Genomic DNA, 11,348 nt, shown 5'->3' with positions numbered 1-11,348 from the left:
TTCCACCAACGGCCATCCCCGGCATTACAGGATCGAGGGTATGGGCATTGATTTCGACACGCCGGTTCTGATGAAACGGTATATTGACGAGATTATCGGCATCGCCGACGAGCCCGCTTTTGAAGCCATCGGGCCGCTTGCCGCCGGCAGCGGCATATTCGGGGGTCTGTCATCCGGGGCGGTGGTGTGGGGCGTTTCGCAGTACGCCGCCGCGCATATGAAGAAAGGCGATCTGGGTGTTGCCGTGCTGGGCGATTCCGGCCGGGCGTATCTGTCCAAGCTGGAATTTTAATTTCAATTTCCGCCGCGCCAAGGCGCGGCGTTTTTCACCGGATTTTATGGCTAAAATACATTTCGCCGGAATAGGCGGCATAGGGATGAGCGCGCTGGCGCAGCTGCATGCCATGGGGGGGGACACGGTTTCCGGGTCCGACCGGCTGCTCGATAAAGGTTTTTCGGCCTTGCCGATGTGGGAAAAGCTGGCCGCGCTCAATATCAGGCTCTGCGGACAGAACGGGCTGGGCGTGACGAAAGAGCTGGATTATCTGGTGCTGTCGTCAGCGATAGAAAAGGACAACCCTGATTTCATCCGCGCCAGGGAACTCGGCGTGAAGGTGGTGCACCGCGCGGAGCTGCTGGCCTCCCATGTGAACCGGTATAAAACGGTGGCCGTGTCGGGCACGAGCGGCAAAAGCACCGTGACCGCGATGATTTATGAAATTCTGAAATTCGCCGGCAAATCCCCGTCGGTCATAACGGGCGGGGCGATTATCAGTCTTGTGCAGGCCGGCTATGTGGGCAACGTAGCCAGAGGCGAGAGCGATATCATGGTGATAGAGGCGGACGAGTCTGACGGGTCGTTCGTCAATTATCATCCGCGGACGGCGGTGCTTCTCAACATCACCAAAGATCACAAGGAAATGGACGTGCTCTACGGCTATTTCGACAGATTCCGCGCCAACTGCGCCAATTTCATAATAAACGCCGACGCCCGGAATCTGGCCCGCTATGCGCAGCACGCCAAATCGTTCGGCCTCAACGGCGGGGACACGCGGGCCGTGAACATCCGGCTGGACGGTTTTAAAAGCAGATTTTCGATCGGCACGGTGGAGTTCGAAATATCTCAGCCCGGCAGGCACAACGTCGAGAACGCGGCGGCCGCCGTGGCGGTCTGCACGGCTTTGGGCGCGGATCTGGAAACCTGCTCGCGCGCGCTGGCCCGGTTCAGCGGCGTGGCCAGGCGGTTTAACAGCGTAGGCGTGAGCCGCGGGGTGGAGGTGATTGACGATTTTGCGCATAATCCCGCTAAAATAGAAGCCGCTTTGTCGGCCGCGCATTTGCGCGGCAAGCGGGTGCTGACGGTTTATCAGCCGCACGGCTATGCGCCGGTGAAGCTGCTGCGCGACGAACTTGTGGAATCGTTCGAACGCGGCCTTACCGCGGACGATATTGTCTGGTTCCCGGAGATTTATTATATCGGCGGCACGGTGGAGAAGGATATCTCGTCGGCTTTTCTCGCTTCCGAACTGGCCCGGCGCGGGCGCGACGCGCGGTTCATCGCGTGCCGCGAGGAGATTATTTCCGATCTGGCCGCCGCCGCCCGTCCCGGCGACGTGGTCATGGTGATGGGCGCGCGTGACCCTACCCTTACGGCATACGCCCGGCAGGTGCTGGGAGTTCTTGAGAAGGGGCGCGCCGGGTATCGCTGCGCCGAGTGTCTGCTTAATCCCAATTCGCAAGGCTAGCGCGGCAGGGCTCCCCGGCGGCCGGAGTTCTGGCCGGAATAAGGGGGCGCGCTTGCGCGAGAGCGGCTTTTTTAAAGCCGGTTATTCCGCGCGGCTTGCCGTGCCCGCCTTTTTTTCTGCCGGATAAGGTTTTACAGTGCGGGCTTGCCGCGCGGAGGTTCTTTTTCAGGTTTTGAGGCAGGTTACAGCCGCGCCTGAATAAGTTTTTTAAAGTGTTCTCCGCGTTCCTCGAAATTGGTGAACTGGTCGAATGAAGCGCAGGCCGGCGACAGCAGCAGGATATCGCCTTCTTTCGCGTTTTCAAAAGCGAATTCAATGGCGTTTTCCATGGTTTCGCAGTTTTCCACTTCGGCGGAGAGGTTGAGCTCGTGCTCGATGCGGTCCGCCGCCTGGCCGATGGTGAGGATTTTCCGCACCGACTGGCGGATAAGCGGCTCCAGCGGCGCGTAGGGGTTGCCTTTGTCGGTTCCGCCCATGATCAGCCAGATATTCTTTTCTTCAGAAACAAGCGATTCCAGCGCGACTTTGGTGGAGTCCACGTTGGTGGCTTTTGAGTCGTTAATGCACTTTATGCCGTTGACCACCGCGACAGTTTCGATGCGGTGCTCCACGCCCTGGAACGAACTGAACACTTCCTCCACGCAGTCGAGCGGAATGCCGCGGTTAATGGCCATCAACCCCGCCGCCATCGCGTTTTCTATGTTATGGATGCCCGGCAGTTTCGGCGGCTCCGCTTCATGCCGGCCCGACGGCAGGTTGAATATTATCCTGCCGTTTTCGTAAAACGCGTCGAGCCGGACGGATTCCATGCATTCGCGCGCGAAATAAAGCACTTCCGAAGGGCATTCGTTTGAAATTTCAAGGCAGACCGCGTCCGCCGCGTTGAACACGCAGCAGTCCTGCGGGGTCTGCTCGCGGAAAATCTTTTTTTTCGCGGCGATATACCCGGTCATCGTGCCGTGATGCTCGAGATGGTCGGGCGTGATGTTGAGGATGCAGGCGGCGTTCGGGCGGAAACCCGACGAATCCTCCAGCTGGTAGCTGGAGGTTTCTATCACAAGGCAGTCGCCCTCGCGCATTTCGCGCGCCAGCACCGAAACCGGCGTGCCGATATTGCCCGCCACATGCACGCGAAACCGGCCGGATTTTTTCGCGGCGAGGTTAAGGATGTCGCCGAGCAGGGTGGTGGTCGTGGTTTTGCCGTTTGTGCCTGTTACGGCGAAAATTTTTATTTCCGGCGCGAATGCGAGCGCGATTTCAATTTCGCTCAATACGGGAATATTGGCGGCGAGCAGTTTCCTGATAATCGGGCGGTTCATCGGAATGCCGGGGCTTTTGACGGCGAAGCCGCATTCCAGCACCTCGTCCGAATGGCCGCCGAATTCGGTTTTTATGCCGGGGCCGAGTTCTGCCGGGTCCGGGTTGCCGGGCTGCCAGTCGCGCGCTTCCGTAAGCAGAACCTCAAAGCCGTTGTCGCGTAGCAGCTGCGCGCAGGAAATTCCGGATTTCCCGTACCCTATCACGCAGCCTTTCAGTCCTTTTACGGTTTCCGGATTAAACGGCATGAGCGCCTCCAAGTTTGTCCAGTTCCTCGCGGGCGACCGCGGCGTCGCAGAACGGGAGCACCCGGTCAGCCAGCAGCTGGCCCTGTTCGTGGCCTTTGCCCGCGATAAGCACGATATCATTTTCCCGCGCCCGCGCCAGCGCGGCGGCGATGGCGCGGCGGCGGTCATCGATGACGCTGAAATCTGTTGCGCCGGATTCCGCCAGCCCTGCGGTGATATCCGCGAAAATCCGCTCCGGGGGTTCCGTGCGCGGGTTATCGGACGTGATGAACGCGAAATCGCTTCTGCCGCACACCACGCGCGCCATAAGCGGGCGCTTGGCGCGGTCGCGGTCGCCGCCGCAGCCGAACACGGTGTAAACTTTAGCGGTTTTCAGGCGGGCGATGCTGGCCAGCGTCTGTTCCAGTCCGTCGGGCGTGTGCGCGAAATCAACGAACACATGAAAATTCTGGCCCCGGTCAATGCGCTGCATCCGGCCCGGCACGCAGGGCAGGGCGGCCAGCCCTGCCAGCGCGGTTTCCGGCTTTATGCCGGATTCCACGGCACAGGCGAACGCCGCCAGCGCGTTTGACACGTTATGATCGCCCCAGAGGTTTATGCGCGCGGAAAGTGCTTTCCCGGCCGGAGCGGTTATCTGAAAACTCGAGCCGTCCAGCGTGTGTTTCACGGCGGCGATGGAATAACCCCTGCCGTTTTTCAGCCCGAACCACACCGGCCGCACCGACCGGTTCAGCGCCCGCTCTATTGCGCCGGATTCCGGCGAGTCGGCGTTAAGCACTGCGATTTTGTTTTGCTTGGGGCTTTGGTTAAGCTGCAAGAAAAGCTTTTTCTTTTCGGCGAAATAGGCGGGCATCGTGCGGTGATGGTCCAGATGGTCCTGCGACAGGTTGAGAAACACCGCCGCGTCAAACTCCAGCCCCAGTATCCTGCCGGACTCGATCGCCTGCGATGACACTTCCATAACCGCCGAGCCTGAACCCGCGTCCCGCGCTTTGGCGAGCAGTTCCGACAGTTCCACTATTACCGGCGTTGTGTTTGGCGCGGACGAAATTACTTTGCCCGCTATCCGGTAATTTATCGTGCCGACCGCGGCGGGTTTTTCGCCCGCCTGCGAGCAGATGGACTCAAAAAAATAGGATGTGGTGGTTTTGCCGTTCGTGCCGGTTATCCCGGTCAGTCTCAGCGCGGCCGATGGATGTTTGTAAAATGTCCCGGCGCAATGCGCCATGAAGCCCGGCATGTCGGCGACTTGCAGATACGGCGCCCCGAATTCCTTTTCCGGCGGCCGGGTTGCGGCTATTGCCGCCGCGCCGCGCGCAAGGGCATCGGGAATAAAAACATGTCCGTCGGTTTTCGCGCCCTGTATGGCGAAAAACAGACAGCCGGGCCCGATCCGGGCCGAGTTGAGCGACAGTCCGCTGATTTCCGGATTGGCGGATGGAGCGGACAGTTGAAAGCCTGCAATTATATCCGAGAGAAGCATACCTTGCGTATATTTTACCTAATTTGAAAAGGTATTTCCGGCCGGATGAGGCAATACGCCGCGGTAAATGCGGCAGCGCCGGCAGTTATTTGCGGGCTGGCCTGCTTTGCGGTTTCAGGCAAGGCAAGGTTTGGCGCGGCGAGGGCGGGATAAGCCTCAGACGGTTTGCCAATTCGTCCGGCACGGGCAAATTCGCCAGGGCGCCGGGCTCCACCTTGATTGCCCCGGATCCGTAGCTTTTGCCTACCAGTCCCAGATTTTCCACGGTTCGGGGATCGCTTAGCAGTTTCCACAGTTTGGCCAGATACTGCCTGGTGCTGATGTTGGGATAAATGCAGAGAAAACCCGTCAGCGGAATAACCCCGGCCTCGTTTTTTATAAACCGTGCGCTGCGCCTGCCCAGATAGGCGAACAGGAAAGGCGGCGGCACTCTTTTTTCCATTTTATACCAGGGCCGGCGGGTGGAGATGAGCGCTTTTTTATGCAGTCCGATTTTTTCGCCATACGCCAGATATTCGCGTAGCGGTTTTGGAAGCTCATCTTTTGTCTGTTTGTCCAGCGACAGCAAGAAGGTTGGCCGGCCTTTTCCCTCAAGCGCCAAAGTATCCTTTTCGGTGATAACCGAGCCCCGCACATCGCGTGTCCTGCCGATTCCGGTTTTAAAATATTGCGCGGGAATGGCCAATCGGTCAATCTGCTCTTTCGTTAAAAAGAAGAATTCGTTGCTTCCGCTGGCAATGCCGCGCCGCACGGTGGCAAAATCCTTTAATTTGTACCGGCTGTGCACGATTTTTGCGGGCGGCCGGGAAAAGCCGTTAGCCAGCGCTTCCTTTATGTCCCGACTGGTTATTTCCAGATCCGTCAGCCGGCGCGGGTGTTCCGTCCCGGCCATGTAATCAAAAAGATGACCGGAAAGTTTTTTCACCTTCACCCAGTCGAACGCCGGGTTCGGCGGGCGGTTAGAGATGCAGAAAATCAAGGGATTGGTGTCCACCCCGGGAAAAGGCGAGGCGGGGTGGTCGAAAGAGATGACCCGCTCTATGCGGTAATTGCCGGCAATCCAAGCCCATAGGTTGCCGGCGAACACGCCCTCGCAGGTGTCTGACGGCATAATGAAAACAAGCCTGCCGTTTTTTGCCAGCAGTCCTAATGACTGGATCAAAAAATAAACATGCATGCCCGCACGGCCGTCAATTTTAGTGCGGGTATGTTTATGCGCGATCGCCTGAAGGAGCTGTTTGGTGGAGAGCGGAATCCGGTGATGTCTAATGTACGGCGGATTGGCTGCAACAGCCTGAAAAAGCTGTCTTGGCGGATTTTTTATGAAATCCCGAACCTCGATTGTGCTTCTCCTGTCAAAAATTCGGTCTGCCCAGGCAGTTTCAATTATTTCCCGGTCAATATCAATGCCATAAAAGCCGGTTTTTTTCGCGACGTCAAGTTCTTTCAGCGCGCTGTAAAAAACGCCTTTGCCTACGGCCGGATCAAAAATACGTTCCGGCGCATGAGTCAGGAGCCAGGCGATCATGGCCCGCGCAACGGGTTCCGGTGTCCAGAACTGGCCGAATTGCCGCAAACGGGCTGTTTGCCGACTATCCGCGGCGGGCATTATGTGATGCTCCTCAGAATGTCCAGACATTTTTCCGAAATCTCCAGCTGGCCGCCGTCAAATTTCACATAAGGCAGAATGTGCCCGTTTCTGTCTTCAACGAACGCGGGCAGCAGCTGCGGTTCTCTGGCGGAAATACCAAGCGGGTAACCATAGCGGTGGTAGATTTTATAAATGCTCTTTCTGGTGGTCGCGCCGCCCGGCGCCTGAAAAACCTGAACGGTGGGAAGTATAAATCCCCCGGCTATCAGACGTTCGGCTTCACTAAAAGAAATTCCGTATGCCCGGTCGTAAAATACATGCCAGATATGTATGGGCAAATTATTGTTCGTCTGCCAGTTCTTCAGCGGGCTCATATCTTCATCTTTGATGATTATTGTGGGAAGGATGGCGGTTTTTTTCAGGCCGTGCTTGCCGCCCAGCCGTCGCTGCGCCGTGAATTCCGTGTTAAAGTCCGGCATTTTCGAGGCTTTCCATAAACTGTTTTCGCATTCCACTCCGATAATGGCCAGGGCGAGCAGTTCCCGCAGATTTTCTTCGCGGGTAAACGGCAATTCCGCCACGCCGCCTGTTCTTTCAAGGAAAACGCGCACTTTTTCCGTTTGCTCTTTTTTAAAAACCAGCAGGTCGGGCCTTTTGATGTTGCCCAGTCCGGCCGCTTCCAGCCTTTCAAAATACAATTCGAATTCTCTTACGTTATTATGCGGAGCCGTTCCGCTCGGGCCATAAGGAATAGCAAAAAAATCGCCGGAGGAGTTAAGCGCCTCCGTCAGGCGCTGTTCGCTCCAGACTCCCTGCGACCAGCGCATGAGAAAATCGCTCCCCCTTAATCTTCTTGGATTAAGCAGGAATTCCGCCCAGGGCAGCTGGGCCATGCCGCCGCATTCGAGCTCAATGTTTTCAACCGGGACAATAAGCTGTTGTTCAAACAAGTGCATATGAATCTCGTTTTTAAGGCATTGAAATTTTCCGTCAGAGTAGCGGTTTTCATTGGCAAATATCCGGCCGTTTTGACTGCCGTCCTGCCCGCGCGCTGTTAACCTGGTGCGCGCAGCGGCCAGACGGATATCAATTTCAAGACCTCTGGCAAAACCGACATTATCAATCATACCAATTTATTTAAACCGGAAAATGCGCGATCCGGGTAAAAACCGGATTTAAGGCCTGCGTGCCGGGCTCGGGACCGGAATGAATTTCCGCGCGGCAAGCCGCGCGGAACAGGCAAGTTTGAACCGGGCGCGCAGGGGTTCGCCGGAAGGCGTTAAAACGGTTTGACAGGGCGGATTATATTTTGGTATACTGATACTTAAATACCGAATAAATCGGTCATTGCGCCGGCGGAAGTTTTTGTAAAAACCGGCGGGCCGGACAGGGCCCCCGGGAAGAACGGGGAACGGCCTGCCGGCGGAAACGGCAGGTACGGCAAAACAAGCCGGGATGGGTAAAAATGAATTCGATATTACGGATATCGGATGCGGCTGTACTGGCTCTGCACGCATGCATCCTGCTGGCAAAACGGCCCTGCGAGCCGCAGAGTGTGCAAGGGCTGGCGGACCGGCTGGGCGTGTCCGCCGCGCATCTGTCGAAGGTGCTGCAGCGGCTGGTGCGGGCGGGTGTTTTGATTTCGCGGCGCGGGCCGGGCGGAGGGTTTTTACTGGCGGACAGGGCCGCCCGAATCCGCCTGCTGAAGATTTATGAAATCATAGAGGGCAAACCGCGGTTCGACGAGTGTCTGCTTGGAAAAATGCGGTGCAGGCCCGGCACATGCCTGCTCGGCGATTTTCTGCACCGCACCGCGCTGGAACTGGGCAAAATGCTTTCGGTTACTCTGGCTGTTGCGGCGGGGCGGGCCTCTTTGGGCGAATAATTATGCTGACACATGATAAATACGGTGACCGCAATAATTTCCGCCCGCCCGGCACGAACGGTGTTTTCAAGTCGCGTTCATGCGCCGCGCGGCGCGCGGGGACAGGCGGGCACGGGAGAAAAACTCCGGCAGCTCCGGCAGCCGGAGCTGCCGGGCAAGTTCTCAAGCCCGCGCTTGAAAAGATTTATCGCGATTATAACCGCCGGGAACTGGTGCACCCCGATCCGCTGGAGTTTCTTTATCGGTATGATGATATTCGCGACCGCGAAATTGCCGGACTTGTCGCTTCCAGCCTTGCCTACGGCAACGTCAAACAGATTCTGCGTGCCGTTGAAGCTGCGCTTGCGGTGCCGGGCGCCAGTCCGCGCGGCTGGCTTGAGCGCAGCTCGCCCGCCAGAATTGACGCGGCGTTCTCGGGGTTTAAGTACCGGTTCACGGAAGGCAGAAAGCTGTCCGCGCTTATGCGCGGCGCGAAGGCCGCGATAACGGATTACGGCGGACTTCAAGCCTGCTATCTTGCGGGGCCCGGGTGCGGTTTGGAGCTTACGCGCGGTTTTATCCGCCGCATCTGCGCGCTCGGCGGAGATGTTTCCACTTTACTGCCTGATCCGCAGGCCGGCAGCGCGTTCAAACGGTTTAACCTGTATCTGCGCTGGCTGGTGCGCAGCGACGCGGTTGATCCCGGCGGGTGGAAGGGGGTGCCGGCCTCGTCGCTTATTGTGCCGCTTGACACGCATATGCACCATATAGCTTTAAAACTGGGGCTTACCGCGCGCCGGCAGGGCGATCTTAAAACGGCGCTTGAAATTACGGAAGGGTTTGCGCGGCTCAGTCCGCGCGATCCGGTCAAGTACGACTTCGCGCTTACCAGGTTCGGAATACGCGATGACCTGGATTATGAGCGGTTATCCGCATATATAAAGGTAATATGAAAACATATTTTGGAAAGCGTAAAATATACTAGAATGTTCGGGGGATTGAAAACAGCACCCGACAGGGAGAAATAACATGGCAAAACTGAAAGGAACACAAACCGAGAGCAATCTGCTTAAAGCGTTTGCTGGCGAGTCGCAGGCGCGCAATCGCTACACTTATTTCGCGTCCAAAGCGAAAAACGAGGGTTATTTCCAGATTTCAAAGGTTTTCGAGGAAACCGCCGATCAGGAAAAAGAACACGCCAAGCGTTTTTTCAAGTTTCTCGAGGGCGGAGATCTTGAGATTGCCGCCGTTTTCCCGGCCGGCGTGATCGGCACGACCGCGCAGAACCTGAAAGCGGCGGCCGCCGGTGAAAATCACGAGTGGGGTTCGATGTATCCTGCTTTTGCCGGAATCGCCCGCAAGGAAGGTTTTGAAGCGATAGCCAAGGTTTTTGAAGCGGTTTCGGTGGCGGAAAAACAGCATGAGAAACGTTACCTCGGGCTGCTCGGAAACATTGAAGCCGCCCGGGTGTTTAAAAAAGACGAAAAAGTGGTCTGGCGGTGCATGAACTGCGGGTACCTGCACGAGGGCGAGAGTGCGCCGGAAACCTGCCCCGCCTGCGCGCATCCCCAGGCTTATTTCGAACTGCTCGCGGAAAACTGGTAATTTGACCGCAGGAGGCACTCATGACCGAAAGGAAAGGCATTACCAAAGCCGGCGGCAGCCCGCTGACGCTTGTCGGGCCGGAACTGAAGGTCGGCGATCGGGCGCCGGATTTCATGCTTGCCGCCAACGACATGAAGCCTGTTTCGCTGAAAGATTACGCCGGGCGGACGCTGGTGCTGCTGGGTGTGCCGTCGCTTGACACTCCGGTATGCGACATGGAAACGCGCCGGTTTAATAAAGAGGCGGCGGCTTTGTCGGATAAAATCGCGGTGCTGACAATCAGCATGGATCTGCCGTTTGCGCAGAAACGCTGGTGCGCCGCCGCCGGGATTGACAGGGTGCGGACCCTGTCGGACTATCGCGGAGCGGAATTCGCCAGAAGCTACGGTGTTTTCATAAAAGAGTTGTATCTGCTGGCTCGTTCGGCGTTCGTGGTGGACCGGGCCGGCGTGATCCGCTACACCGAAATCACGCCCAATGTGGAAGACGAACCGGACTACGCCGGAATAATTGAAGCCGCCAGAGCGGCGTTATAGACAAGGGGGAACACAATGGAACTGAATGAACTGTACAGGTGCGGGGTATGCGGCAATATCGTGCAGGTGACGCACGTGGGCGGCGGGCAGCTGGTGTGCTGCGGCAAGCCGATGGATCTGCTGGCTGAAAATACGGTCGAGGCGGCGCATGAAAAGCATATCCCGGTTCTTGAAAAGATCGAAACGGGTTTCATAGTGCGCGTTGGGGAAGTGGCGCACCCGATGGAAGAAAAGCATTTTATCGAATGGATTGAGCTGCGCGGCGGCGGGCGGGTTTACCGCAAACAGTTAAAGCCCGGCGACAAGCCTGAAGCGGTGTTCAGCTTCCGGGCGGACGGCGATGCCGGCATTGAGGCGCGCGCCTACTGCAACATACACGGATACTGGCAGGGGGGCTTTAATAATGATCGGCAAAAAAATTGAACAGGGTTTTAACGACCAGATCGCCGAGGAACTGGTTTCTGCATACCTTTATATGCAGATGGCCGGGTATTTCGTGTCGCTGGGGCTGAATGGCATGAGCGTCTGGATGCTGGCCCAGCACGACGAGGAACGCCTGCACGCTTATAAATTTTACAGCCATATTTCGGCGCGCGGCGGGTATCCGTTTATCGGGAATCTGGAAATTCCGGAGCATACATGGGAGAGTCCGCTCGCGGCGTTCAGGGCCGCGCTGGCGCATGAGGAGCATATCACCGTCCGCATCAATTACCTTATGAAACTGGCCCACGAGGAAAGCGACTACGCTGCTGTTGAATTTCTGCAGTGGTTTGTGCGCGAGCAGGTGGAAGAGGAGGAAACCGCCTCTAAAATCGTGGATGATCTCACCCGTATCGGCGCCAGCGGCGACGGGCTTGTGCTTATTGACCGGGAGCTGGGCGCCCGGACAAGCATTACACCGTGGCCGGTTGCGGCCGCCGCGGCTAATTAGTTTGTTTACCCGGGATCCGGCCTGAGCC

12 protein-coding genes are annotated in these 11,348 nt (G+C 57.3%); 8 read left to right on the top strand and 4 right to left on the bottom strand.

Going from position 1 to position 11,348, the window contains the following annotated elements; genetic code table 11:
* Together PHW69_01755 and PHW69_01750 are read left to right on the top strand one after the other, a co-directional pair.
* The coding region (locus tag PHW69_01755; protein MDD4003914.1) for a hypothetical protein at window positions 1–292 on the top strand (292 nt) is incomplete at its 5' end.
* 46 nt (window positions 293–338) lie between these two features.
* Window positions 339–1,745 carry a Mur ligase family protein gene (locus PHW69_01750; protein ID MDD4003913.1) on the top strand — a complete coding sequence of 469 codons (1,407 nt, stop codon included), beginning with the start codon at window positions 339–341 and terminating at the stop codon, window positions 1,743–1,745.
* A gap of 182 nt (window positions 1,746–1,927) precedes the next feature.
* On the opposite strand, the gene murD is transcribed toward PHW69_01750, so the two are convergent.
* The 4 genes from murD to PHW69_01730 all read right to left on the bottom strand — a co-directional run bounded on the left by murD (window position 1,928) and on the right by PHW69_01730 (window position 7,340).
* Window positions 1,928–3,310: a UDP-N-acetylmuramoyl-L-alanine--D-glutamate ligase gene (gene murD, locus PHW69_01745; protein MDD4003912.1), complete on the bottom strand. Its 1,383-nt coding sequence runs from the start codon at window positions 3,308–3,310 to the stop codon at window positions 1,928–1,930.
* Window positions 3,300–4,793, bottom strand: coding sequence for a UDP-N-acetylmuramoyl-L-alanyl-D-glutamate--2,6-diaminopimelate ligase (locus PHW69_01740; protein ID MDD4003911.1), 1,494 nt, complete (start codon window positions 4,791–4,793; stop codon window positions 3,300–3,302). The genes murD and PHW69_01740 overlap by 11 nt, the downstream gene beginning before the upstream one ends.
* Window positions 4,794–4,878: 85 nt before the next feature.
* Window positions 4,879–6,402 (bottom strand): N-6 DNA methylase, encoded by a 1,524-nt coding sequence (locus tag PHW69_01735; GenBank protein MDD4003910.1) that lies wholly within the window; start codon window positions 6,400–6,402, stop codon window positions 4,879–4,881.
* Window positions 6,402–7,340: an AccI family restriction endonuclease gene (locus PHW69_01730; GenBank protein ID MDD4003909.1), complete on the bottom strand. Its 939-nt coding sequence runs from the start codon at window positions 7,338–7,340 to the stop codon at window positions 6,402–6,404. Before PHW69_01730 ends, PHW69_01735 begins: the two co-directional genes overlap by 1 nt.
* Before the next feature lie 509 nt (window positions 7,341–7,849).
* On the opposite strand from PHW69_01730, the gene PHW69_01725 reads away from it, so the two are divergent.
* From PHW69_01725 to PHW69_01700, 6 genes are all read left to right on the top strand, one after another.
* Complete coding sequence (locus tag PHW69_01725; GenBank protein ID MDD4003908.1) at window positions 7,850–8,269, top strand: Rrf2 family transcriptional regulator; 420 nt, start codon at window positions 7,850–7,852, stop codon at window positions 8,267–8,269.
* Between the two features lie 2 nt (window positions 8,270–8,271).
* Window positions 8,272–9,201, top strand: coding sequence for a TIGR02757 family protein (locus PHW69_01720; GenBank protein MDD4003907.1), 930 nt, complete (start codon window positions 8,272–8,274; stop codon window positions 9,199–9,201).
* A gap of 76 nt (window positions 9,202–9,277) precedes the next feature.
* Window positions 9,278–9,853, top strand: coding sequence for a rubrerythrin family protein (locus PHW69_01715; GenBank protein ID MDD4003906.1), 576 nt, complete (start codon window positions 9,278–9,280; stop codon window positions 9,851–9,853).
* A 20-nt stretch (window positions 9,854–9,873) separates the two neighbouring features.
* Entirely contained in the window at window positions 9,874–10,389 is a 516-nt protein-coding gene (gene tpx, locus PHW69_01710; GenBank protein MDD4003905.1) for a thiol peroxidase, read from the top strand.
* Window positions 10,390–10,404: 15 nt separating this feature from the next.
* Window positions 10,405–10,812: a desulfoferrodoxin gene (locus tag PHW69_01705; protein ID MDD4003904.1), complete on the top strand. Its 408-nt coding sequence runs from the start codon at window positions 10,405–10,407 to the stop codon at window positions 10,810–10,812.
* A complete protein-coding gene (locus PHW69_01700) occupies window positions 10,793–11,320 on the top strand; it encodes a ferritin (protein ID MDD4003903.1) in 528 nt (175 codons plus the stop codon). Before PHW69_01705 ends, PHW69_01700 begins: the two co-directional genes overlap by 20 nt.
* Window positions 11,321–11,348 lie beyond the last annotated feature (28 nt).

The sequence above is a fragment of the Elusimicrobiaceae bacterium genome, assembly GCA_028700325.1.
Classification (GTDB): domain Bacteria; phylum Elusimicrobiota; class Elusimicrobia; order Elusimicrobiales; family Elusimicrobiaceae; genus JAQVSV01.
Note: the sequence above shows the minus strand (reverse complement) of the source record. Positions and strands in the feature narration are given on the sequence as shown.

What these genes read in the sequence shown, in the direction of transcription:
- PHW69_01735 (MDD4003910.1), bottom strand. Translation starts at nt 6,402, where the DNA reads ATGCCCGCCGCGGATAGTCGGCAAACAGCCCGTTTGCGGCAATTCGGC.
- tpx (MDD4003905.1), top strand. Translation starts at nt 9,874, where the DNA reads ATGACCGAAAGGAAAGGCATTACCAAAGCCGGCGGCAGCCCGCTGACG.
- PHW69_01750 (MDD4003913.1), top strand. Translation starts at nt 339, where the DNA reads ATGGCTAAAATACATTTCGCCGGAATAGGCGGCATAGGGATGAGCGCG.
- PHW69_01700 (MDD4003903.1), top strand. Translation starts at nt 10,793, where the DNA reads ATGATCGGCAAAAAAATTGAACAGGGTTTTAACGACCAGATCGCCGAG.
- murD (MDD4003912.1), bottom strand. Translation starts at nt 3,310, where the DNA reads ATGCCGTTTAATCCGGAAACCGTAAAAGGACTGAAAGGCTGCGTGATA.
- PHW69_01720 (MDD4003907.1), top strand. Translation starts at nt 8,272, where the DNA reads ATGCTGACACATGATAAATACGGTGACCGCAATAATTTCCGCCCGCCC.
- PHW69_01725 (MDD4003908.1), top strand. Translation starts at nt 7,850, where the DNA reads ATGAATTCGATATTACGGATATCGGATGCGGCTGTACTGGCTCTGCAC.
- PHW69_01730 (MDD4003909.1), bottom strand. Translation starts at nt 7,340, where the DNA reads ATGCACTTGTTTGAACAACAGCTTATTGTCCCGGTTGAAAACATTGAG.
- PHW69_01715 (MDD4003906.1), top strand. Translation starts at nt 9,278, where the DNA reads ATGGCAAAACTGAAAGGAACACAAACCGAGAGCAATCTGCTTAAAGCG.
- PHW69_01740 (MDD4003911.1), bottom strand. Translation starts at nt 4,793, where the DNA reads ATGCTTCTCTCGGATATAATTGCAGGCTTTCAACTGTCCGCTCCATCC.
- PHW69_01705 (MDD4003904.1), top strand. Translation starts at nt 10,405, where the DNA reads ATGGAACTGAATGAACTGTACAGGTGCGGGGTATGCGGCAATATCGTG.